Origin of the sequence: Rhizobium sp. ZK1, assembly GCF_047782645.1 — a bacterium.
GTDB lineage: Bacteria > Pseudomonadota > Alphaproteobacteria > Rhizobiales > Rhizobiaceae > Rhizobium.
The window spans coordinates 367,021-388,555 of the sequence record NZ_CP180588.1; the positions used below are offsets into that span (position 1 = coordinate 367,021).

A 21,535-nucleotide genomic window follows, 5' to 3' on the forward strand; every position below is an offset into this window, starting at 1 on the left:
GCCATAGCGCAACTGTGGGAACACGGTGCCAGCGCGAGGGGCCGGTCGATCCAGCCTCTCGCGCTCCAGAGCCGAGCGAAAGAAGCTGCCTCACGGCAGCTGCTCCCGGGCATATTCCTCGAGCTCGGACTTCAGCACCTCCAGTTCAGCCTCGATCATGCGGCGCTCTTCCAGGGACGCCGCCTCTTTGGCCTCGGCCCGCAGTTCCTCGATGGTGCATTCAAGGGTGAAATAGTAGCTGTTCGTCATCGTCGTCATCCTTGTTGACGTGAAAGATGCCGACGGCCGTCATGAGGCAAGGAAGGGGTCAAGGCTCGCGGAACGCGACCGGCGGAGCCGGACGAGCGGAGGAACCGATTTTTCTGGAGCGGAGTGCAACGCAGCGGAGGAAAAATTGCGAGGGGCCGCTCGGGCCTTGAGGCCTTCCTTGCCTCATGACAGACTTGGACAGTCTGAGCAGAAAACCAACCTCTCGTGTGGCACCAAAAAGCGAGCGGCAGCGAAGCTGCCGCCTCTGAGAGCAGCCCCGGAAGGCACGCTCGGCGAAATGGCGCCGACGAAATTCTGGATCAGATATCGCCCGCGGCCGTCATCGGATAACTGCGGGCTCAGACGTTACCGCGAGATCAGGTCGGGGTGGTCTTGCCGCTCAACAGCGCTTCAAGGAGAGGGTCGGCATGAGAGCGCCATCCTTCGCGGGCGAGATCGTCGGCGAGAGACCTGACCGTATCGGCGGCCATCGGGAGGAAGTCGTAGCCCTGAGCCAGTGCCGCGGTGCGCAGAGCGGAAAGCGTTTCGTAGGCTCGGAAATCGGTTCCGAGCCAGAGGGCGAGATCCTCGCCTTCCGAGTCGGGGAATGCCTGCAGGAAGAAGGTCTGCAGTGGACGATCGTAGCCGATAATGGCATCCGGATCGGTTGCTTGGCTGGCAAGCTGGGCGACGGTGATGGTGTAGCGGCTCATGGGAAGGTCCTTTTCGGAGCGGTGTCGTGTCCGGGATGGGACCGGCCCCTTGAGGGGCCGGTCGCCGGCCTTCAGGCCGGGTTGTTCCAGAGGATGACCTTGCGGTTCGGTTCGCCGCCGGGCGCGGGGGCGAGGTTTCCGAAGATGACGCCAATCTCAGGGGCCTCCAGCTTGACCGAGAGGTATTCCTCGCCGGTCTGGCGGGCGATGCGGTTCCAGCCGGCGCCGATCTCGAAACCGGTCTTGCGGTGGATGATGCGGTAGTCGGGGGCTTCCTCGCTTGCCTTGTGGCTGTTCGGGACGATGGCGATCGGGGCGTTGACCCGGATGGTTGCGAAGATGCCTTCGAGGCTGCCGTCAGTCTTCTGGGTGAGGGTTGCGATCGTGGTGGCCATGGTAGTTACTCCTTCGGTTGCTCGGGACCATTCCCGATGGCGCCCGAAGAAGGGGCCGCGCCGCAGGCGTCACCGGAGCGGAGCGCAGGGGAACCCCCTTGCGGGGTTGACGCTGGTTGCGGCCGGTCCCTTAGAAAGGCGACATAGAGAACGGGAATGGCCCCGGAGCGCGAACGAAGGTTGATGCAGCAATGGCCATCCGATTGCGCCGGGCCAGATCTGACGGCGTGAACGAATTTCGAGACCATCAGGATCGCCCGCCTCCTCGTCCCCACCGCCGACGGGGAAATTGAGCGCCGGCTTCCATCCGTCACTGGGGCCAACTGAGATCGTCGGTGTGCCACACCCGGCAACAGCCGGGCGGCGGCTCTGGCCGGTCAACGCAGTAGGCGCGACGGTGCGGTCTGTTTGCATGTCCCCGGCGCCGGTGACGCCAACACCTGGGGTCCCCTCTGACAGCAACAGGGCACGGGCCTTGCCGCCGACAACGGGGGAGCGATCTGGCACCGTGTGGCAACCGCCTCATCCGCTCGCTCCGCGCGAAGCGATCCATCTATCAACGCCATGAATCAGTCCCGCCTGATCGATTCAAAACAGTCGTTGGACAGGCCGCCCGGTTGCCACGATTCTTTGAGACATGGCTCTCTATTCGTTCAAACTCTACTGTCAGCGCGTTGACGCCACACGCAACATGGCGCGCTACTATATGCTGGCGATCGAGACGACGTTGTTCGGCGAGACGGCTGTCGTGCGGTCCTGGGGGCGGATCGGCAAACGCGGCGGCATCAAATGCGAGGTCTTTTCAACCGAGCGGGACGCGGCACGCCACTTCCTGGAATTGGCGCGGCGGAAACGCCAGAAGGGCTACATTCCCGTCGGAAACTGTGGAAATGCCACATGAACCGGACAAGGCGACCGGCCGGGAAGGTGACATCGACCGTCCTTCGATGAAATGGTCATGCTTTTAGAGAGGGACTGATCATGACCACAGCCAATGAAATCGCCGACAAGATTGCCGCCGACCATCAGTTGACCAAAGCGCAGAGCAAGGCGATCGTCGAAGCCGTATTCCGGGAGATCACCACGGCCGCGACCACAGGCGCTGAAACGTCGATCCCGGGATTTGGTAAGTTTAAGCCGAAAGACACGCCCGAGCGGGAAGCACGCAATCCCGCGACTGGCGCCACAATTAAGGTTGCCGCAGCAAGAAAGCTTGCATTCACGCCCGCCAAGGCGCTCAAGGATGCGTTGAACAAATAGGCAGACCAGTCGCCTATGCATCCACCGACATGAGCCCACCATCCTTTATCAGAACGGACTGGCGTCAAATTTGTAGCGCGCAATGTCAAATATTGACATTGCGGCTCGCATCAAGAACAATTTGCGACGAAAACCAACCAGGAGGGCGTGGTCGTGACCAGCAGCCTGCATGTAAGTTTGCCCGATGAAATGCGCGCATTCGTCGATATGCGCGCCAACGGGAAGAGTCAGTACACAACGCCGAGCGAATATGTGCGCGCTCTCATTCGCGAAGATATGGCGCGTGAAGAAGACCGCCGCTATGCAATCCGTTCTCTTTTGAGAGCGGAGGAGGAGTTTCGTCGTGGGGAAATGCTGCCCTTGTCGGCTTTGGATGCCGTCGATGCGGAACTGGATAAAGAACTGCGCTAGTGGCCCCTCGCGTCCTCATTTTGCCGACTGCACTCGACAACTATCGCCTTGCCGTTCGTGAAACCGCGCGGAAATGGTCGCCAGAACAAGCTAAGATATATCCTGCTGCGCGCAGGTTTCGACACTATCCCGGAAGTATATGCCCGCGTAAGGACGAAGAAGGACGACCGTGTTGGTCATTATTTGTTCCGGCTTCACAAGATCGAGCATCACTATGCCGTCTATATCGTTGTCGACGACGAAACTTTCATTATTGCCGCCGTGTTGCATGAGCGGATGGATATTCCGACCCAATTGCGAGCGATCGAACGGTTGACTGACAGAGACTATGAAGTCCTTATGGGGCATCCTCGACCGAAGCAGTGAAAGCGAGCCGCCTAGCGGGAGCCGCAGTGGCCGAATGTGCAGTTCCTCACCGACGCGCTCGAACTCCACCTCATTGTCATTCTGACTGTAGGCAAGATCGGCCGAGAGATTTTTCCAAGGCACACCTGAGATTCAAAGCTTTTCGGCGAGATCCTCATCGACCGGTTCGAACCCGACCTTTGCAAGAATACACTCCATCGACCGTTTGGCACGGGCGAATGCCGCGAGCGCCTTCAGTGACGGTTCGCCCAACTCCTCGAAACGCTTGTTTATCTGCTCCATCTCAAGCTCCGCGTCGGCAATCGCGACCGCGTCTGCATCCGGACCTTGCCGATAGAGAACCAAGTATCTTTGCGATGCTGCCCCACGAAGAGCCTCCAGCCGCTCGAACTCGGCTTCGAACCAGAGAAAAGGACCCTTCGTTTTCTCATAGGCGCGTAGCGCCAGGCGAGCCTGAATGCGTGTGATGAAACCAGGACGCCGTTGAACACGAAACCGCAGCCCCTGGAACTCGATGACCTCAGACTCTCTCAAAGACTACCTCCCATCAATCGTCGTTCTCAAGTCGGCAGGGCAATGCCCGCGTGGCGGCGTTCGTCGTGGAGGCGGCGAATCGTCCACCTCAGATCAGAAGATCCACCACAGAAGTTTGACTGGACTTTGCGCCGCGCCAGCAAAAGGCAATCGGCAATATTTGTCACATTCCCGATTTGCCGCGCCGGGACGGGGGCTTCGGCTGGTAAAGCCGCCGCTTCACGTTTGCGCGCAAAGCGTTGCGAACATCCTTGTCGACGATTGCGAGGTCGAACCATTCCGGATCGAAATGTCCACCGCACCAGCGCTTGGTTTCTGCGTATTCGGGATCGGACGGATCGGCCATGATGTCCAGGAAGCGCTCGTATCCCGACACGCCACCGACATCCTCGGGCGGGCGGGCGCGAGCACCTTGGACGCACGCGCCATGTTTCGGGGGCGCGTCCAATGCGAGAAACTCTTCCACCACGACCGAATGGCGCCAGTTGTCGCCGAAGTCGTAGATATAGGTAAACCGGGCGCCCTCAGCGAAATCGCAAAGCCGCACCTCCCGAAAATCAAAGACGCGCGGATCGTCGTCAAGCGCATCTTCCGTCAGGAGCGCGACGTCACCATAGCGCAGTCCGCCGATACGGAACTCGTGGAGATGATAATTCCACCAGTTGAATGCCGCCTGGATGGCAAGGTGCAATTGCTCGAGGTTCCATTGGCTCGGCAGGACGAGACGACGCCAGACATCCGGCTCGATCTCGTCGAGGCAAACGCGAATCTGGACGGCATTGAAGGTCGTGACCATGGCCTGAATGAACAAGAGAGAGCGGGAGCGGTCAAGGCAGGGCTTGAGGCTCAATCATGAATAATGCCATGCGGTCATCCCGCATGGCAGTTCTCCAAGGTCGCTCAAACGCTCTCGCCGTTCGCCTGCCAGACGGGGATACCGAGGCGGCGGGCCTTGTCGGCGAGATTGCCGGTAATCCCGGAGCCCGGGAAGATGATGACGCCCGCAGGCATCACCGACAACATCTCGTCGTTTCGACGAAAAGGAGCTGCCTTGGCGTGCTTTGCCCAGTTCGGCTTGAAGGCGATCTGCGTCACTTTGCGGCTTTCGGCCCAGCAGGCGGCGATGCGCTCCGCGCCTTTCGGAGAGCCGCCGTGCAGGAGAACCATGTCGGGATGCTTGGCATGGGCAAGGTCGAGTTTACCCCAGATCCGCTCATGATCGTTGTAGTCCATGCCGCCGGAAAAGGCGATCTTGGTACCGGCCGGCATCAGCACCTCGGTCTCGGCGCGACGGCGGGCCGACAGGAAGTCTTTCGAGTCGATCATAGCCGCGGTCATGTTGGCGTGGCTGACCTTGGAGCCGGTGCGCGGCCGCCAGGCCGAGCCCGTCTCGGCTTCGAACAGGTCAGCCGCATAGTCGCGCATAAATTCGAAAGCGTTGCGGCGCTCAAGAAGGGTGATGCCCTCGGCGATGTGGCGCTCCAGCTCGACGCTTTTCACCTCCGAGCCGTCCTGTTCGCTCTGCCCGGTTCGTTGTGCATCTTCGTTGCGCTGCAGTTCGCGCTGGATGCGTTCGCCGGCACGGTGGAAGAGATTGACCGTCGACCAGTAGAGGTCTTCGAGATCGGGCTCGAGCCGCGTGTCGCCGAGCATTTCGGTGAGGGCGTCGAAGATCGCGGTCAGCGCGGAGTGGACGACCGGTTCCTCCGGTAGGGGCCGTGGATCCGGCTCGTCCTGGAAGGGGCGATAGCCATGGATCTGCATCTCGTAGATGAAGCGGTCGGTCGGGGAGGATGCGTGGTGAGGCTCGAAGGCGTCGTCAATGGGAAGCGTGCGGTTCATGATGGTCTCCGTCGGTTTCGGCCGCGCCTCTCGCGGCCTGACGGCGATCCCTGTTCATGCGGCAGACGGGCCGGAACCGCGAGCAAAGCGAGCGGCCCAGCGAAGCGCCGGGCGGCGGAGGGAAGGTTTCTTGGCCCGCGAGGAGCGCCGGCCCGGCATCGGCCCGGAAGCGGTCCCGCTTTCCGGATCAGCCGATGCGCGAAAAATGCGCCGGCGCGGGGTAGAAACCTGACCGACCCGCTGAAGGCCTGGACGCGGCATGATAAGGGTCGCCTCTCGCCAGGCCCGCAGGCGCGCAAACCCGGATGGCGGCCTTTCCGGACCGGCACTGTTCATCACGCCGCAACACCGCGCTCGCCATGTGCCTCCCCGGCTGCCGCGTCATACGGACAGAAGCGTATGCGCATCCTCCGGTGCGAGCTGGTCGCGGAGATTTGCCAAGAGCCGGTCGGGCCCAAGACGTCGCAGGTCCTCGTTGAAGTCGCCGAGTTCGGGGTTAAGCACCAGCGGCAGGATGCCGAGCGCCTGCGCCCGGCGGCTCAACCCTTCGATGCCGTGCCGGCCGGCGGCATCGGCGTCAGCGGCGAGGTAGAGGCGCAGACACCCTGCCGGCGGCCGGAAGGCGGCGAGGTGATTGGCCGTCAGCGCCGAAACCATCGGCATGGCGGGCATCACATGAGACAGCGACAATATGCTTTCGAGTCCTTCACCCGCGATCATGACCGGCACAAGGTCTTTTGCGGGAAAGCCGAACCGCACTGCATTGCCGAGCAGCGTACCCAGCGCACGGCGGGGTGTGTCGACCGAAGCCTTGCCGATGCAGCCCGGCTCGGATCCGGAGCACGCAAGGTATGTGCGATGCACGCCCGTGATCGCACCGGATTGATCGGTCACGGCAGCGATCAGGGCCGGATAGCGGCTGGTCCTGCCGCTTGCGAGATCGCGGTAGTAGCAGGATGGGTGAAACCGCAGCGCCGGATGCAAGGCCGCCCGCAGGATGCCGCGCTGGCGCAGGTAGCCGTCGGCGAGCGTGCCGGCAAGCGGTTCGGTCATCCGAAACAGCCGTCGTGCCCGTTCGCCAGCCGGTCGGTCGATCGACGCAGTTGGAGCGTCACCGCTTTGCGACAATCCCGGTTCAGCACGGGCTGGATCACGGGGCTCGTTCAGGAAACGCCGCGCCTCATCGGCGACGTCACGGAAGTCGACAAGCCCTGAGGCCTCCCGTACGAGATCGAGCAAATCGCCATATTGGCCGGAGGCGGCATCGGTCCAGCGACCCGCACGATCACCTTTAAGCCGAACATAGAGCGAACGGCCCTTGTTGTTGGCGACATCGCCGACGATCCAGTAATTGCCGGCCCGGTGGCCGGCGGAGAGATAATGGCGGCAGACAGCCTCCGCATCGCGCGCGAGACGATCCGCCAGTTGCGAGGCGGATAACATCACGGTCACCCCCGGCCGTCGACGTCGACAACGTGATGCCGTTCAATCAGGCGCGAGAGGATCGCCGGTCCTTCCTCCGACGTTGGAATGAAGTACCGCAATTTCCAGGCGATCATTTCCGAGAACAGGCCGATTGCTCGGAGCCTGTCGCGCATGCCGTCGGTGAAGCCGGTGAGCTCGATGCGGTAGTTGTTCATCGCCCGGACACGCCGCAGCGTCATGCCGCCGGCAAGTCCGACAACCGAGGATCCGGCGAGCAGCGATTGCCAGATCTGATCGGCGCTGACGACTTCGGACTGGTCGAGCCCGAAATTCCGGCACAACCGAGAGAGCCCTTCGGACGTTATCAGTCGGCCGACGATGCGCTCACCCTCGTCGGTCTGAAGGCGATAGACCCGGCAATAATCCTGCGGCAGCAATTTCCAGATCGGCAATAGCAGGCCCGAAACGACATGCATCGTCGACAGCGAAAATTCGGGGAGATTGGCGACCTCGGCCTCCCAGGCGGCCGAGAAGGTTTGCTTGTCCGTTTCCTCCCAATTCGTCTCTTCGAGCTGGCGCAGCTCGAAGCGGATCTCGTCCATCGGCCGGATGAGCGCCACCCGCGGCTCAATTGATCCGTCATCGAGCATGACCGAGCGAGCCGGAACCTGGACGGCCGGGCGGCCGGACTTGCCGTTGATCACAAGCTTCGCTTGGCGATCATGCGCGGCGAGTTCCAATGCGTCGGAAAGCACCATCGGCCTGTTGCGATCCATGCGTTCGATGGTCAAGAGATGCGACTGCGCGCCGGTGACCGGATGGGTATAGACCAGCCGCCGATCCTTCACCGTCATGCGGTCCGCAACAAGCGTCTCCAGCCCCTTGTCGTAAACGCCGGACGCAATCGCGCCCTCGACACGGGCGGCGAGCAATTGCTCGAAGGCATCGAACAGCAAGTTCTGCATGCGAACCGTCAGCGCCAGCATCCGATTGAGGAAGGTGTGAATTGGCGGCAGCTCGTCCTTGAGACCACCTTCCTCTGCCGTCAATGAAAGGCCGGTGATCGTCTCGAACGTTTCGAGCGAGCAGCCTTCGATACCGCCGCCATGGATGAGCCTATAGAACTGCCTGAGCGCATCGCGGGCATATTGGGATTCGAGATTATCCTCGGAGCGGAACATCCCCTGCCCGCCCGTCTGACGCTGTCCGCGCGTGATCGCTCCAAGCGTGTCGAGACGCCGGGCGATGGTCGACAGAAATCGCCGTTCGGCCTTGACGTTGGTGGCGATCATGCGGAAGCGCGGCGGCTGCGCCTGGTTGGTACGATGACTGCGTCCCAGCCCCTGGATCGCCACGTCCGCCCGCCATCCGGCCTCGAGGAGATTGTGGAGCCGCAGCCGCTGGTTCCTGGCGCCGAGGTCGGCATGGTAGGAGCGTCCCGTGCCGCCGGCTTCGGAGAAGATCAGGATCGGCTTCTCGTCATCCATGAAAGCGCGCGTCTCGTCGAGATTGGCGCTGCCCGGCCGGTTCTCGACGGCAAAGCGGGCAATCGCGCCGCTGCCGTCACGGCGCACGATCCGACGCGTGCGGCCGGTGATCTCGGCAACGCGGGTCGTGCCGAAGTGCTGGACGATCTGGTCGAGCGCCGTTGGAATGGCAGGCAGACTGCCGAGCCGTTCGAGGAGAGCGTCCCGGCGGGCGACGGCTTCGCGGCAAAGGACTGGATTGCCGTCGGCATCATGGACCGGCCGCGACAGCAGATTGCCCTGGTCGTCGGAATATTCCTCGAAAAGCTGGATCGGGAAGGAATGGTTGAGATATTCCGCGACGATCTCGCGCGGTGTGACGTCGACCTGGATATCGCCCCACTCCTCGGTCGGGATTTCTGCCAGCCGGCGTTCGGTGAGCGACTGGCCGGTGGAGATGATCTGAACGATCGCCGCGTGGCCTTGGTCCAGATCGTTGTTGATCGCACCAATCAGTGCGGGCGTCTTCATCGAGGTCAGAAGATGATTGAAGAAACGCTGCTTCGAGCTTTCGAAGGCCGAACGCGCCGCGGCCTTGGCGTTTTTGTTGAGTGTGCCCGTGCTGCTACAAATGCCGGAGGCCTCGAGCGCCGCGTCGAGATGATTATGAATGACCTGGAAAGCCTCGGCGTAGGAATCGTAGATGCGTACCTGTTCGTCGGTGAGCGCATGTTCGAGGATATCGTATTCGACGCCTTCGAAGGAGAGCGACCGCGAGGAGTAGAGGCCCATGGCCTTGAGATCGCGGGCAAGCACTTCCATGGTCGCCACCCCGCCGTCCTCGATCGCCGCAATGAACTCGGATCGCGTCGAGAACGGAAAGTCGGCGCCTCCCCAGAGGCCCAGCCGTTCGGCATAGGCAAGCGACTCGACTTCGGATGCACCGGTCGCGGAGACATAGACGACGCGGGCATCGGGAAGGGCACGCTGCAGACGCAGACCGGCGCGGCCCTGTTGCGAAGCAGCCTTTTCCCCGCGCTCGGACCTGCCGCCCGCAGCGTTTGCCATCGCATGACCTTCGTCGAAGATCACAACTCCGTCAAAATCGCCTCCCAACCAGTCAACGATCTGCTGGACGCGCGACCGCTTTCCCTCGCGTTCGTCACTTCGCAGTGTGGCGAAAGTGACGAAGAGGATGCCTTCGTGGAGCTTAATCGGCGCGCCCTGGCGGAACCGTGAAAGCGGCGTGACCTGCAGCTTCTCCTGGCCGAGCGCGCTCCAGTCGCGCTGTGCATCCTCGATCAGCGTCTCGGATTTCGAGATCCATAGATGGCGGCGGCGTCCTTTAAGCCAGTTGTCCAAAATAATCCCGGCCGCTTGACGGCCCTTGCCGGCGCCTGTGCCGTCTCCCAGGAACCAGCCGCGCCGATAGCGGACCGCGCCCTCGGCGTTTGGAGTCACGGCCCTGAGATTGTCAAAGCTCGCATCGACGGACCAGTGGCCGGCGAGATAGCCGGAATGGGCTTCGCCGGCATAGATCACGCTTTCGAGCTGGGCGTCGGAAAGATCGCCTTTGGTGACGGCACGCTTTGGCAGATGCGGGCGGTAGGTCGGTTTGGGTGGCGCGACCGACGCCATTGCGACGGACTCCACAAGCCTGTCCGGATGGGGTTTTGCATCGGGGATATTGATCGCCTGCAGTTGATAGGGCTCGTAAATGCCGTCGGCGACATCAACCCGGATTTTGGGCGAAGCATCGCGCAGCTCGTAGGAGAGTTCGACGACCTGATCGTCGGCAGGGCGCACAGGCGAGAACCCGGGACGAAGGGCACGGACAGCAGGCGAAGGGCGCACCGTAGACGCTCTGGCCGCCACAGGGCGCAGGGTGTCGGCACGTTGGCGTACGGCCATTGTCGTGCAGTCGGACAGGATGCCGGTGGGTAGGAGGCACTGGGAACGCGGCGGAAGGTCGGAAATCCAGGCGAGCAACGTTTCCGGATCGGGAGCGACACCGTGCGAGGCAACGAGGCTCGCTGGATCGGCGGGGGCGATCTTGTCGATCACCGTCAGGCGCGTCTCGATTGTCGTGCCGTGCCGCGCATAGACGCCGCCGCCGATGGCGGCGCTGAACAGGACCGAGCCGCGCTCCTGCAAGCGAACGAAGGCGCCGCGCCAGTTCGGGTTGTCGGGAGAAAGGCTGGCACCGGTAATCGCCACGAGCCGCCCACCCGGGGCAAGCCGCGCGAAGGCCGAGGTCATATGACGCCATGCGGCGTCGGCCATGCGGCCCTCGACGTGAACGCCGGCTGAAAACGGCGGGTTCATCAGCACGACGGTCGGGCTCACTGAACGGTCGAGGTAGTCGTCGATGTGGGCTGCGTCATGCTGCGTGACCGGCGCGGCGGCAAAGAGTTGCTCGAGAAGCGCATGCCGGACGGGCGCATATTCGTTGAGTGCCAGGCGTGCATGGGCAAGCTCGGCGAAGATTGCCATCAGTCCCGTCCCGGCAGACGGTTCGAGCACGATGTCGTTCGCCACGAGGCCGGCAGCGCGGGCCGCGACATAGCCCAGCGGAATCGGCGTTGAGAATTGCTGAAACTGCAGGCTTTCCTCAGAGCGGCGCGTATGGCTCGGGATCAGGTCCGCTATCTTCGTCAACATCGCAAGTGCTGCCTCCGACGCGTTTGAGCGGGCGGCGATCGCCGCACCGAACTTGCGCAGGAAGAGCACCTGCGCGACTTCGCATGCCTCGTAGGCGTCTTTCCAGGTCCAGAGGCCCTCGGCATCCGAGCCGCCGAAAGCATCGGTCAGGTTGGTGCGGAGATCGGCGGCGTCGATTGCCTCTCCACGTTCAAGAAGCAGCAGAAGCGCCTCGCCGGCTTTGCGGATTTTACTGGCGCGGAAACGTTCGTTTGAGGTGCCACCCCGCATGGCCGCAGCGTTCGCGGCCGTGGAAGAGATCACGTTCATGGGATACCCTGTTCGAGAGCGAGAAAGGACCGGCCCGCACGGACGCTCTCCAAGTCCCGGCAGGCCAACCCATTTCGGCCCCTCTCTCCCTCTCCAAACGCTCAGCACCGGCACAACACGGGCTGCGACCGGTGCGAGCTCAGGCCCATACCGTCGTTCCCTTCCAATTCCGCTGCGTTGGCTCCCTGCCGGGCCGAAGCAATGACCCATAGTGGTTTTTCTGCGCTAGTATAGTCGACCGGCTTCGTGTTACATCGCAGTCGGCGCGATCACGTGCGACTGAAATGACCGATCAGGAGGGACAATGTGCGGCGGTTTCTAATCGGCGGCAGGTCATTCGAAGAGGGTTCTCCGGAATTGCAGGGTGTCCTCCCGCAGGCGTATGAACAGAAGCTCCGGCCGCAGTGCCAGTGCAAGGACCCGCCGGTCCCAATGTATATTGCCCAGGTTGACGGCCAATACCTCGTCAAGCGGATGCCGCTGACCGGGCGGGATCACGAAGCCGGCTGCTCATCCTTTGAGCCGCCCTACGAGCTCTCCGGTCTCGGCCCACTGATCGGGAACGCGATCCAGATCGACGCGGCATCCGGATCGTCGCTCCTCAAGCTCGATTTTTCCCTGTCCAAACGCGGCAGTCGCGCAAGCGCCGCTCAGCCATCGCGACCGGCCGAGAGTGTGCGCAATGAAGCGAAGAAACTGTCGCTGCGCGCCCTGCTGCACTATCTTTGGGATACGGGCGAACTGACAGAGTGGACCGCGCTCTGGAGCGGAAAGCGCGGCTGGGGGCGTGTTCGCGCAAGCCTTGTCAATGCGGCTACCCAAATGAACGTTCGCGGTGCGCCGCTCAGCGACATCCTATTTGTCCCTGAGGCGTACCACCCGGAGGACAAGGACGGGATCGCTGCTCGCCGTGCGGCGACACTTGCCGGCGCCAAAGCGTCGGGTTCGGGTCCGCGTAAACTCATGCTGGCGGTGGCGGAGGTGAAGGACTTCGACGCTGCGAGAGACGGCCAAAAAATCCTGGTGCGCCACCTACCCTTCCCCTTCATGATCGAAGCCGGCACCTGGAGACTCCTGAACGCCAGGTATGAAAGAGACCTCGAGCTTTGGCGTTCGAGCAATGAGTTTCATCTCATCATGATCGCGACCTTCGGGATTTCGGGGGCGGGGATAGCCACGGTGGAGGAAGTCGCGCTGATGGTGGTCAATGAGAACTGGATTCCGTTCGAGAGCGTCGAGGAACAACGCCTTTTGGAAAAGTTGTCCGGATGGCGGCGCAAGAGCGTGAAGGGCTTACGCTTCAATCTAGCCGCAGATCAACCGATCGCATCTGTCACGCTGCCCCAAGAACGGTCAGGACCGGTCGCGATGTATATCGTGCCGGCTGGGGCGAGCAACGACTATGAGGCAGCGCTTGCGGATCTGAAGGAATCGCGGCCGGAAATGATCCCATGGGTCTGGCGTGTCGCCGAGGGTGATATGCCGAGACTGCCGTAGCAGTGGAATCAGGGAATGGTTTCCAGGTCTGTCGACCGAAATTCGTCCGCCGTGACAAGGATCGCGACGCCGTGGAACCTAGCGCACGCGTAGTGCAAGCTGTGGCCCAAGTTAAGGCCACGGCGTCCGCTGCGATAAAGATGGGCGGCAAGAATGGCAAGCCGCGTTGTCTCCGCCGTCGGCGGAGAACAGGTTCGAAAATGGCGACGGGCGACCTGAAAGGAACTCTTTCTGACGCGATGGCATCGGACGCGCGTGCTGCTTCCGGTTCGTCCGACAAGAGCGCGATAATCGCGCTGGCATCGACGAACATCAGCCATCGCTCCCCATGGCGTCAAAGACATCACGGGAAAGCGGCGTTCGTGTCTCGTCATTCATCGACACGCCATGCTTCTGCCGCAGCCGCGCCGCGGTTTCGAGCGGAGTTTCAGCATGGCTGCGGCGGTCGATCGCCTCGCGCATTGCGATGACGATTGCATCCGTGATGCCGACGCCGGCCATCCACGCGAACTTGCGCATCAGGAGCTCGGCTTCCGGATCATCGACTCTGATGGGCATGTCCGTCTCCATACGGATGGATCGAAACGGATTGTAGTTGATTGTTGAGCTCTTCCCAAGAGCTCCGAAACCTTGAGTTGACGATCCAGCCATTGGCGAATGGCCGGATTTCCGTTTGCATGGTCGAAGGCAAATGATCGGACCGCAACGATCAGTGGACATTTTTATCCATGACGGCGGGCGGGCGCCGGTCGACATGCACTTCCATGGCGCTCAGCCGCGTGCCGAAGATGCGCGGACCGTTTAGCGACTCGAATACCGGATGCAACATCGGCCTGACGATCGTAAGCCGGCTGGCTACGTCTTCGATTTCGGTCGTGACATCGACGGTCTCGCCATATTCATTCGTACCGATGATCAGGAGATTGCCCGCGAGCGGCGACGGATAGCCGTGAAGTTGCGTCACGCAAGGCAGGGCCTCCTGTAGACCGTTGTCGTCGACGACAATGGCAAGGGTCTCATTGATCTGTACCATGTCGATGAGATCGCAGCCGATCAGGTTTCGGATGACGGCAAGCCAGTTTTCTTCGGGGATCGCCACGATGCGGATCGTCGCGATTAGCGGCTCTACGAGATACGCTTTGGTGGTCTTCATGAGATTTCTCCATAATTTAGCGAAGGGACAGGCTGCTGCTCAGCGCCCATAAGGTCGGGACGGATCAGGCGTAGATCAGCCCAGTCTCGACTTCTTAGCCGCAGCAAGGGGAAGGCCCGGCGCAACGCCGGGCGATCAGGGGTTGGTTGAAAGGTTTGTCGAGGCGATCAGGAAGCTTATTCGAGCAGCTTCTTTGCCTTGCATTCCAGCTCAAGGCGGGCGTCCTGATGGGCTTTGCCCCGCGCGAGCGCCGTGATCCCTTGCACGAAGTCGAAAATCGACTCGGGCGGGCGACCTTCTTCGCAAAGCACCGTCTCGATGATCTTGCCGGATTCGGCCTTGGAGAAGCCGCGCTTACGCAGGAAATCCGTGCGATCCTCGTCGTTTCGCGCAACGACCCGCTCGCGTGCCGCCCGGATGCCGGCCACAAAGGCGGCGGGCGAGGAATTGGCGAAATTCGTCAGCGCCGGTGCTGCCTCATGGGCAAAGCGCTGTGCCGCGAACTTCGAGTGCCGGATGGTGATTTCCTGGAAATTTTCGGTGCCCCACAAATTCCTGTTGGCACAAACGGCACGCAGGTAAAAGCTCGCGATTCCAAGTGTTTTCGAGCCGACCTCGCTGTTCCAGGCATAAAAGCCGCGGAAATACAAATCGGGCTCGCCGTTCGGCAACCGCCCCGCCTCGATCGGGTGGGTGTCATCGACCAAAAATACGAAGACATCGCGGTCGGAGGCATAGAGTGTCGTCGTGTCTTTGGTGATGTCGACGAAGGGGTTGTGGGTCATGGAAGACCAATCGAGGACCCCTGGTATTTTCCACAAGGTATCTCCAGTCCCATTACCGGCGATGTTCATGATCGCCGAGACGAGCGCGTGATCCCAGATCCTGCCATAGTCGGGACCCGTCACAGCCCTGAGCTCGGTGCGGCCGTCGTCCATCTCCAGCGTCTTTACGAGCTCAGTGCGGCCGTCGAGGAGGCCGTGCTGCAGGTTGATCGCGGCAAGCGGCGCGGGAAGCTGGCGCATGTAGCTCGCGGGAGCGCCGACCAGACTGCAAAGCTGGCCGTAGCCCCAATGGGTCGGCGCGATCGGCTGGCGTCCGCCCGGCACGACCAGTTCTAGTCGCTCGGCATTGCTGCGGGTCGCTTCGACGCGGATCGCCGAGGTTTCCACTGTCCGGACACGCGCTCGCTCGGCCCTGGACTTGACGGCATGATGGAGTTCGGAAAGCGACAGGTATCGCTCGTCGTCGGGGCGCGAGAACCATTCGGATGAAACCCGTCCGATGCGTTCGCCGCGGGAAATTTCGACCTTGAAGCCGGACGATGCCGGTTGAACGCTGGAAATCATCGTGTTCATAGGAGTCTCCTGGAACGAGAACGCCCGGCACTGGGCCGGGCTGTTGGGGATGGTGACTGCCGGAGGCGGTGGCAGCCGATGATGTGGTCAGATGTGAGTTCGCGACGGCAGGTTTCCGCACCCGTGACGGGCGAGACTTCTTCTCTCCCTCCGCCGCATCTTGACCGCCCCCGCCTGACGGCCCTCTTCCTCTGAGATTGGCCGCACCGGCGCGGATCAGCCGAAGCGCTGGCCGGATGCGGTAAAAGTGTAGCCGTTGGCCGAAATCGCCGCGTCGACGGCCTGGTCCGACGTTAGATACTCGTATTCGCGCTCGAGTTGCCGGTAGAGCCAGCGAGCAAGATCGCGGAGGCTCTCGATGACGGCTTCCTCCGCGTTGATCGTCATTGCCTGGTACGACGGACTGTCCCGCTCAACCGAGATCGCCATGCAATAGGCATGGTAGTAGTGGCCACGATGGGTGGCATCCGCGCGGAGCTGGTAGAAATTGCGCTTCTGAATTGCCTGGAGCATGTCGGCGATCCGATGCAACTCGGCATCCCGTGGCGCGTATTCCCTGATCCGGCGCGGCGCCTGCTTGCCGTGGGAATAGTAGGCTTCGAAGCACGCACCATCTCCCTGGCTCCAGAACCCACTGAACCAGATACAGGGATCCTGGCGGGAGCCGTCGCCCTGGAGACGGACCGTGCATGTCTTGAGGCGGAGGCCGAGGATTTCGCAGATGCGCTCGAAATCTTCATAGACAAAATCGAACCAGTCGTAGTCGAAGCCGCCTTCGCGGTACCAGGCGCGGGCGCTGTCCTTCGCCGCATCCGACAGCTCGTGGAACCGGTAGACGACAGTCTCGATGATCTCAGCCATCGCTCTCGCCTCCTATGATCGTTCCGGACAGGGTTTCGGGGTCGGGTGCGCCGGCAAGGATCGCCTCCGCGCGGGCAACCACCCACGACGCTCTTGCGACCCAATCGGAGGCGGTTGGCCTGTCCGACCGGATGTCGGCGAGGATGATCTTCAGGACCCCGAGCAGGATTTCGAAATGCGCCGCCTTGCGCTGAACCGTTTCCGTGAATTCAGGGGGGATCGGGATCGCCGGAGCGCGATAGGCGGCATCGGCGCCCTGCCAGATGCCGCTCACATGAGTTTCGCCTGCGGTTTCGTAGTCATGCCGGGCGTCGTCCCAATCGTTGTCCTCAATTGCCGCGCGACATGCGGCATCGCACGTCTCGGCGCGATAGGTGCGATGGCGGAAGACCGGCAGACGATAGGTGGTCTCAATCGTAAAGTCGGGCATCGGAATGCTCCTTAAAAAGAAAGGCCCAGCTGTGGGGCCGGGCCTTGGATGAGATGGGGAGATCGGTTTACTCAGCGGCGTCGAGATGGCCGTAGCCGTCTTCTCGATCTGCGTCGTCGTCCCGATCGCAGGAATCGAGGTCTTCCGTCAGGAAGGCGGGGAGCGCGGCGCCAACCTCGGCGTCAGGAGTGACACCGGTGTTCTCGACCTTTGTGGAGACATCATCGCTGGTGACGTCTTCGGCAGCGCGGAGCGGCTGCGGCAGCCATCCGCTTCCGGCGATGAGCCGTTCGGCCTCACGCGCCATATCGCTCTTCTTCAGATGGCCGATCAGCTGTGCCGATTGCTCGCCTTTCGCTTCCTGCACGGCCTGGAGGATATGGGCCTTGGTGACCCGACCCAGGTAGTTGTCGGCCGTTGGCGTCCAACCGGCCTCGACCATGTCGAAACCGATCGATCGTGCGACCTGGTCGGCATGCGCGATCGCGCGGCTGCGCTTGTTCCAGGGTTCGATGACCGCATTCAACGACAGCGAGGCGCAATGTGCAAAGAGTGCCTGCCGGCTAGCGTCGTCGAGCCCGATCAGGAAGCCCCAAAGCGCGTCGGGATCCTTGGGGAGATCCTGACCCCATGCTTCCTGCCGCTGGTCGATCTCCTTGGCCCACGCGGTATCACCAAGCGCCGGCGTCTGCGAGAATCGGGCGCTCTGCAGCGTCACCTCCAGGCATGTATCGGACCCGTAGAGATAGAAGGTCTTCAGCACGAAGGCGTGAAGCACCGCGATGAAGGCAATGACCGGATCATTGGCGAGCGCGTTGCGCAGCGCAACGGTGCGGGTTGCCGTCAAATCCAGCACCAGGCGTTCGGAGAGCGGCCGAAGCGAACCCTCCTCCTCTTCGCTTTCGGCATTCATGGAGCCGACACCATGCACCGCGTTACCGTCGGCAGAAACGGTCGGACGGCCGCCGACGACATCATTATCACCTTCCGACGCGTCGCCGCCATCAACGTCTACCTTCGGCTCGTCCTCTGGGCGGACGAAACCTCGCTCGATCTTGAGCTCGCCGTTTGCACCGAGCGAGATGAATGCGCCGCCGCGCGCGACCTCGTCGCCGTCAAACACGTAAGGCCGGTCGTTCAGCTGGTCGAGTTCGCCGCCAAGTTCCTCCAGTTTGCGCTCGGTCTCCTCGCTATAGTCTTCGGCCTCGGCATAAGCCGCGTCGAGCGCGTCGTACTCGGCTTTGACGGCATCGTAGCGCTTCAGCTCGTCCGCGGTCATCTCCGGCTGCTCGCCGTAGAAGCGGCGAAGCCCCGAGGTGTGGCCGTAGGGGAAATCGAAGGCAGCCTCGATCCATTTCCAGCCTTCAGCAGATCTGATCGCCTCGGCGTCGGCATTGAGCTTCTCAATGACGAGCTGCTCGACCAGAGCCGGGTCCTGCAGCCAGCCGCCATTGTCCTCGTCGAAGAGATCGCGCATGACCACCCCGCCGGCACCCTCATAGGCTTCGATACCGATATAGACGGCACGGCGGTCGCTCGCCCGGATTGCTGTCTCGGTCAGAAGCCGGCGGATGTAATAGGGCTCACGGACGTGCTGGCGCGAGATCGTGTCCCAGACCTGTTCCTGCCGGACATGATCATTGGTGATCGAAAACGCCATGACCTGCTGCAGGGTCATCTCATCGCTGGCGTAGAGATCGAGAAGGCGCGGTGAGACCGCTGCAAGCCGCAACCTTTGCCGCACCGTCGCGACGGAGACGAAGAAGCGCGCGGCGATGTCGTCTTCATCCTGACCCTGTTCCTTCAAAGTCTGGAAGGCCCGAAACTGGTCGAGCGGGTGGAGGTCGACGCGATGCACGTTTTCGGCAAGGGAATCCTCGACCTCCGGCGTTGCCGCCTGGCTGACAATGCAGGGGACACCGGCGGTTTTCGCGAGCCGTTTCTGGGAGACGAGGCGCTCGAGGGCCCGGTAGCGGCGACCGCCGGCCGGAACCCGGTAGAAACCGGTCTCGTTGCCATCGGCGTCGAGCTCCGCCCTGACATTGAGGCTGGCGAGCAAGCCGCGCCGCGCGATGTCTTCGGCAAGGTCCTCGATCGAAACGCCGGCCTTGATGCGGCGAACGTTGTTCTGGCTGAGCACCAGCTTGTTGAAGGGAATATCGCGGGCCGCGCTAAGGGTAATTTTCTGGATGGCCTGGGCCATGTCGGTTCTCCATGACGGGCCGGCCGGAGCCTCTCTCCGACCACCTTAACCCGTCACGATCCCCCTTCCCCCCTCCCCCTCTCTTCCTCCCCGCCAACTCCGGCCGGCGTGCCAAGCGGCCGGTCCGCCACGATTACAAGTTGATCGCGAGGCGCCTTCGTTTTTAAGCCTACGGCACCCCCGGTCACCCGAGCGGACATCAGCCGCCCCTTCCCCGGCATCCTTTATGAGGTCGCCCGTGATAAAATCCGAACTCGTTTCCCTGGTTGCCGCTCGCAATCCCCATCTCTATCACGCTGACGCCGAGAAGATCGTCGATGCCGTCCTCGAAGAGATCGCCGCGACGCTCGCCGACGGCAGTCGTGTGGAACTGCGCGGCTTCGGCGTCTTTTCCGTGCGCAATCGACCGTCACGGTCAGCGAGAAATCCGCGGACGGGGGGCGCGGTTTTTGTCGAGGAAAAATGGGTGCCCTTTTTCCGCACGAGCCGCGAATTGAATGGCCGGCTAAACGAGGCCGGGGAAACAGATTCACGGACTGCCGCGGCAAACAAGGCTATCTTGCGATCATGATTAGGGTGGAGAACTCGCTGCAGCGACGCAACAAGCGGCAGCGGCTGCTTGGCAGTAGCAGCGGTCCCCGTTGCGGGGCTTCGGACCAATGCCGGGTAGATTTGCATGTCCTATGAGTGGGACCCGCTCCGGGCGCGTCGCACCCGAATGATCAGGATTGCTACGGTAGTGGTCTTGATCGTCAGCGCGGTGAGCGTTCCTGTGGCTGCACTGCTGACGGCAACAGCCAGATGAGCCGCCGAGCGCCACCGCATCAGGCCAACGCCTTATGGGGCGGGCAGGGGTTCGCTCCAGTGCTTTATCAGATCATCTGGATCCACTTATTGGTCCAATGCCTGCAAAACGCGGCGTCGACTCGTTAGGTTCCTTGAATAACGATCGATTTGGAGACCTCTTGCCTCAGATTCTTGGGGGCGAGGCCTGAAGACTGGCAAGGCTACTATCCAATCTTCTGAGCAGAAGCGGAAACGCCCGGACTGGCGGGCACCGAGGGAGTCAAGGGCTATTTCCAAATTACTCCGGCCTCGTCGCCATCCGGGCCGCCACGCCGGAACCCTCAAACTTCGCGGCTGAATGGAAAGAACTGCTGGCACAAATGTGTCCGAAGTAGAAACACTCGGCCGGTTCTGAGCCGCGAAAATGGCCTAGCCTCGGCTGAGAATGCCAAAGTGCATTCTGTCTGCGTTCGTAGAGACGATCGAATTCACAGTCTTGAGCCTACCGATCATGCGCTGTCGATGCCGTCTGCCGAAGATTGGGGCCATTCGGTCTGCCCTTGATTTTCAGGTAGCATTTTGCTACCTATATGATCATGCAGGAGATGAACATGGCTCAATCGGTCAAACTTGCAGACGACATAATGGCACTCATCCGTCGGGAAGCCGATCTTCAGAGTAGGTCTGTTGCCGGTCAGATAACGCATTGGGTAAAAATCGGGCGAGCAATCGAGCATTCCGGGACCTTCGATTATGGCCGGATCAAGCTGGCACTCGAGGGCCGACTCGATACGACCGAACTCCAAGAGGATGAAGAAGCCGCCTGGCTCGATGCGTTCACGACCAAGATGGCTGAACCGACGACGGCTGAACAAGAATTCTTTGCTCAACGCAGAATGTTGGGTCGCGGCGTTGGTCTCGATGCAGGTGGCAACCTCATCTATGCAAAGGATGACGCAGCCGCATGAGACCCAGCCTTGTTCTGCTTGCCGGACCAAATGGCGCCGGCAAGTCGACACTCTACCAGACCCGCGTTGCTCCAGGCTTCGCGGGTCCTTTTATCAATGCCGACATCATCCAGCGCGAGGAGCTCAAGGACAGCTCGATGGAAGCGGCCTATAAAGCTGCCGAGATTGCGCGCGACCGCCGGGCGGAGATGCTTGAGGCAGGCAAGAGTTTTGTGACCGAGACCGTCTTCTCTCACTCATCGAAACTGGAAATTATCGAAACCGCACGGACGCATGGCTACATCGTCATTGTCATGCATGTCGGTGTCGACAGTCCCGATCTCTCGGTGGCGCGGGTCAAGGGCCGCGCCGACGAAGGGGGCCATGATGTCCCGGAAAAAAAGATTCGAGCACGCTACGATCGTGGGCAGCCGTTGATCCGGCAAGCCGTCCTTCGTGCCGACCGTGGCATGGTCTTTGACAATTCGAAGCTCAACGAACCACCTCAGCAGATTCTGGTCTTTGAGAGGGGCCGCCTGCTGCAGGCAGCTCCCTATCTGCCGGGATGGATCCTTTCGGTCTATGCCGACGACCTTATCATCTGACCCGCATCACTTGATCGGCGCGGGAGGCCGCCAGCCGGGAGTGAAGCGTGAACCCGCCCCGCTA

General features: G+C 61.8%; 21 protein-coding genes and 1 pseudogene. 8 read left to right on the plus strand and 14 right to left on the minus strand.

The window, feature by feature from the left end; all coding sequences use genetic code 11:
- Positions 1-90: 90 nt before the first annotated feature.
- The 3 genes from ACK9YZ_RS34835 to ACK9YZ_RS34845 all read right to left on the minus strand — a co-directional run bounded on the left by ACK9YZ_RS34835 (position 91) and on the right by ACK9YZ_RS34845 (position 1,357).
- Positions 91-249, minus strand: coding sequence for a hypothetical protein (locus ACK9YZ_RS34835; RefSeq protein WP_416068602.1), 159 nt, complete (start codon positions 247-249; stop codon positions 91-93).
- A 377-nt stretch (positions 250-626) separates the two neighbouring features.
- A complete protein-coding gene (locus ACK9YZ_RS34840) occupies positions 627-962 on the minus strand; it encodes a hypothetical protein (RefSeq protein WP_069460878.1) in 336 nt (111 codons plus the stop codon).
- Between the two features lie 71 nt (positions 963-1,033).
- Positions 1,034-1,357, minus strand: coding sequence for a DUF736 domain-containing protein (locus ACK9YZ_RS34845; protein ID WP_416068603.1), 324 nt, complete (start codon positions 1,355-1,357; stop codon positions 1,034-1,036).
- A 637-nt stretch (positions 1,358-1,994) separates the two neighbouring features.
- Between ACK9YZ_RS34845 and ACK9YZ_RS34850 the strand changes: the two genes are divergently transcribed.
- The 4 genes and pseudogenes from ACK9YZ_RS34850 to ACK9YZ_RS34865 all read left to right on the plus strand — a co-directional run bounded on the left by ACK9YZ_RS34850 (position 1,995) and on the right by ACK9YZ_RS34865 (position 3,394).
- Complete coding sequence (locus ACK9YZ_RS34850; RefSeq protein WP_416068604.1) at positions 1,995-2,258, plus strand: WGR domain-containing protein; 264 nt, start codon at positions 1,995-1,997, stop codon at positions 2,256-2,258.
- Between the two features lie 80 nt (positions 2,259-2,338).
- Positions 2,339-2,617 (plus strand): HU family DNA-binding protein, encoded by a 279-nt coding sequence (locus ACK9YZ_RS34855; protein ID WP_416068605.1) that lies wholly within the window; start codon positions 2,339-2,341, stop codon positions 2,615-2,617.
- Positions 2,618-2,770: 153 nt separating this feature from the next.
- The gene (locus tag ACK9YZ_RS34860) at positions 2,771-3,028 is read left to right on the plus strand and encodes a ribbon-helix-helix domain-containing protein (protein ID WP_416068606.1); all 258 of its coding nucleotides are present in this window, start codon (positions 2,771-2,773) and stop codon (positions 3,026-3,028) included.
- A pseudogene (locus tag ACK9YZ_RS34865) lies at positions 3,028-3,394 on the plus strand (type II toxin-antitoxin system RelE/ParE family toxin). Before ACK9YZ_RS34860 ends, ACK9YZ_RS34865 begins: the two are co-directional and overlap by 1 nt.
- Positions 3,395-3,526: 132 nt before the next feature.
- On the opposite strand, the gene ACK9YZ_RS34870 reads toward ACK9YZ_RS34865, so the two are convergent.
- The 5 genes from ACK9YZ_RS34870 to ACK9YZ_RS34890 form a co-directional block, all read right to left on the minus strand.
- The gene (locus ACK9YZ_RS34870; protein WP_416068607.1) at positions 3,527-3,928 is read right to left on the minus strand and encodes a hypothetical protein; all 402 of its coding nucleotides are present in this window, start codon (positions 3,926-3,928) and stop codon (positions 3,527-3,529) included.
- A 163-nt stretch (positions 3,929-4,091) separates the two neighbouring features.
- Positions 4,092-4,724: a plasmid pRiA4b ORF-3 family protein gene (locus ACK9YZ_RS34875; protein ID WP_416068783.1), complete on the minus strand. Its 633-nt coding sequence runs from the start codon at positions 4,722-4,724 to the stop codon at positions 4,092-4,094.
- 104 nt (positions 4,725-4,828) lie between these two features.
- A complete protein-coding gene (locus ACK9YZ_RS34880; RefSeq protein WP_413990710.1) occupies positions 4,829-5,770 on the minus strand; it encodes a DUF2493 domain-containing protein in 942 nt (313 codons plus the stop codon).
- 381 nt (positions 5,771-6,151) lie between these two features.
- On the minus strand, positions 6,152-7,213 hold the full coding sequence (locus tag ACK9YZ_RS34885; protein ID WP_416068784.1) for a toprim domain-containing protein: 1,062 nt from the start codon (positions 7,211-7,213) through the stop codon (positions 6,152-6,154).
- 5 nt (positions 7,214-7,218) lie between these two features.
- A complete protein-coding gene (locus tag ACK9YZ_RS34890; RefSeq protein ID WP_416068608.1) occupies positions 7,219-11,631 on the minus strand; it encodes a strawberry notch-like NTP hydrolase domain-containing protein in 4,413 nt (1,470 codons plus the stop codon).
- A 306-nt stretch (positions 11,632-11,937) separates the two neighbouring features.
- Between ACK9YZ_RS34890 and ACK9YZ_RS34895 the strand changes: the two genes are divergently transcribed.
- Positions 11,938-13,128, plus strand: a complete 1,191-nt coding sequence (locus ACK9YZ_RS34895) for a DUF1173 domain-containing protein (RefSeq protein ID WP_416068609.1) — start codon at positions 11,938-11,940, stop codon at positions 13,126-13,128.
- Between the two features lie 312 nt (positions 13,129-13,440).
- Here ACK9YZ_RS34895 and ACK9YZ_RS34900 read toward each other — a convergent pair whose 3' ends face one another.
- The 6 genes from ACK9YZ_RS34900 to ACK9YZ_RS34925 all read right to left on the minus strand — a co-directional run bounded on the left by ACK9YZ_RS34900 (position 13,441) and on the right by ACK9YZ_RS34925 (position 19,133).
- On the minus strand, positions 13,441-13,686 hold the full coding sequence (locus ACK9YZ_RS34900; RefSeq protein WP_416068610.1) for a type II toxin-antitoxin system VapB family antitoxin: 246 nt from the start codon (positions 13,684-13,686) through the stop codon (positions 13,441-13,443).
- 151 nt (positions 13,687-13,837) lie between these two features.
- Positions 13,838-14,281 (minus strand): DUF3846 domain-containing protein, encoded by a 444-nt coding sequence (locus ACK9YZ_RS34905; RefSeq protein ID WP_416068611.1) that lies wholly within the window; start codon positions 14,279-14,281, stop codon positions 13,838-13,840.
- A gap of 176 nt (positions 14,282-14,457) precedes the next feature.
- Positions 14,458-15,639, minus strand: coding sequence for a DUF932 domain-containing protein (locus tag ACK9YZ_RS34910; RefSeq protein WP_416068612.1), 1,182 nt, complete (start codon positions 15,637-15,639; stop codon positions 14,458-14,460).
- Between the two features lie 216 nt (positions 15,640-15,855).
- Complete coding sequence (locus ACK9YZ_RS34915; RefSeq protein ID WP_416068613.1) at positions 15,856-16,500, minus strand: antitoxin of toxin-antitoxin stability system; 645 nt, start codon at positions 16,498-16,500, stop codon at positions 15,856-15,858.
- Entirely contained in the window at positions 16,493-16,930 is a 438-nt protein-coding gene (locus ACK9YZ_RS34920; protein WP_416068614.1) for a hypothetical protein, read from the minus strand. The genes ACK9YZ_RS34915 and ACK9YZ_RS34920 overlap by 8 nt, the downstream gene beginning before the upstream one ends.
- A 67-nt stretch (positions 16,931-16,997) precedes the next feature.
- Entirely contained in the window at positions 16,998-19,133 is a 2,136-nt protein-coding gene (locus ACK9YZ_RS34925; RefSeq protein WP_416068615.1) for a ParB/RepB/Spo0J family partition protein, read from the minus strand.
- A gap of 238 nt (positions 19,134-19,371) precedes the next feature.
- On the opposite strand from ACK9YZ_RS34925, the gene ACK9YZ_RS34930 reads away from it, so the two are divergent.
- From ACK9YZ_RS34930 to ACK9YZ_RS34940, 3 genes are all read left to right on the plus strand, one after another.
- Positions 19,372-19,704 (plus strand): integration host factor subunit beta, encoded by a 333-nt coding sequence (locus ACK9YZ_RS34930; protein WP_416068616.1) that lies wholly within the window; start codon positions 19,372-19,374, stop codon positions 19,702-19,704.
- 826 nt (positions 19,705-20,530) lie between these two features.
- The gene (locus tag ACK9YZ_RS34935; RefSeq protein WP_416068617.1) at positions 20,531-20,887 is read left to right on the plus strand and encodes a TA system antitoxin ParD family protein; all 357 of its coding nucleotides are present in this window, start codon (positions 20,531-20,533) and stop codon (positions 20,885-20,887) included.
- Positions 20,884-21,471 (plus strand): zeta toxin family protein, encoded by a 588-nt coding sequence (locus ACK9YZ_RS34940; protein ID WP_416068618.1) that lies wholly within the window; start codon positions 20,884-20,886, stop codon positions 21,469-21,471. Before ACK9YZ_RS34935 ends, ACK9YZ_RS34940 begins: the two co-directional genes overlap by 4 nt.
- The last annotated feature ends 64 nt before the right edge of the window (positions 21,472-21,535 follow it).

What these genes read in the sequence shown, in the direction of transcription:
- ACK9YZ_RS34910 (WP_416068612.1), bottom strand. Translation starts at nt 15,639, where the DNA reads ATGAACACGATGATTTCCAGCGTTCAACCGGCATCGTCCGGCTTCAAG.
- ACK9YZ_RS34875 (WP_416068783.1), bottom strand. Translation starts at nt 4,724, where the DNA reads ATGGTCACGACCTTCAATGCCGTCCAGATTCGCGTTTGCCTCGACGAG.
- ACK9YZ_RS34915 (WP_416068613.1), bottom strand. Translation starts at nt 16,500, where the DNA reads ATGGCTGAGATCATCGAGACTGTCGTCTACCGGTTCCACGAGCTGTCG.
- ACK9YZ_RS34855 (WP_416068605.1), top strand. Translation starts at nt 2,339, where the DNA reads ATGACCACAGCCAATGAAATCGCCGACAAGATTGCCGCCGACCATCAG.
- ACK9YZ_RS34880 (WP_413990710.1), bottom strand. Translation starts at nt 5,770, where the DNA reads ATGAACCGCACGCTTCCCATTGACGACGCCTTCGAGCCTCACCACGCA.
- ACK9YZ_RS34905 (WP_416068611.1), bottom strand. Translation starts at nt 14,281, where the DNA reads ATGAAGACCACCAAAGCGTATCTCGTAGAGCCGCTAATCGCGACGATC.
- ACK9YZ_RS34920 (WP_416068614.1), bottom strand. Translation starts at nt 16,930, where the DNA reads ATGCCCGACTTTACGATTGAGACCACCTATCGTCTGCCGGTCTTCCGC.
- ACK9YZ_RS34935 (WP_416068617.1), top strand. Translation starts at nt 20,531, where the DNA reads ATGGCTCAATCGGTCAAACTTGCAGACGACATAATGGCACTCATCCGT.
- ACK9YZ_RS34925 (WP_416068615.1), bottom strand. Translation starts at nt 19,133, where the DNA reads ATGGCCCAGGCCATCCAGAAAATTACCCTTAGCGCGGCCCGCGATATT.
- ACK9YZ_RS34885 (WP_416068784.1), bottom strand. Translation starts at nt 7,213, where the DNA reads ATGTTATCCGCCTCGCAACTGGCGGATCGTCTCGCGCGCGATGCGGAG.
- ACK9YZ_RS34900 (WP_416068610.1), bottom strand. Translation starts at nt 13,686, where the DNA reads ATGCCCATCAGAGTCGATGATCCGGAAGCCGAGCTCCTGATGCGCAAG.
- ACK9YZ_RS34845 (WP_416068603.1), bottom strand. Translation starts at nt 1,357, where the DNA reads ATGGCCACCACGATCGCAACCCTCACCCAGAAGACTGACGGCAGCCTC.
- ACK9YZ_RS34835 (WP_416068602.1), bottom strand. Translation starts at nt 249, where the DNA reads ATGACGAACAGCTACTATTTCACCCTTGAATGCACCATCGAGGAACTG.
- ACK9YZ_RS34890 (WP_416068608.1), bottom strand. Translation starts at nt 11,631, where the DNA reads ATGAACGTGATCTCTTCCACGGCCGCGAACGCTGCGGCCATGCGGGGT.
- ACK9YZ_RS34940 (WP_416068618.1), top strand. Translation starts at nt 20,884, where the DNA reads ATGAGACCCAGCCTTGTTCTGCTTGCCGGACCAAATGGCGCCGGCAAG.
- ACK9YZ_RS34850 (WP_416068604.1), top strand. Translation starts at nt 1,995, where the DNA reads ATGGCTCTCTATTCGTTCAAACTCTACTGTCAGCGCGTTGACGCCACA.
- ACK9YZ_RS34840 (WP_069460878.1), bottom strand. Translation starts at nt 962, where the DNA reads ATGAGCCGCTACACCATCACCGTCGCCCAGCTTGCCAGCCAAGCAACC.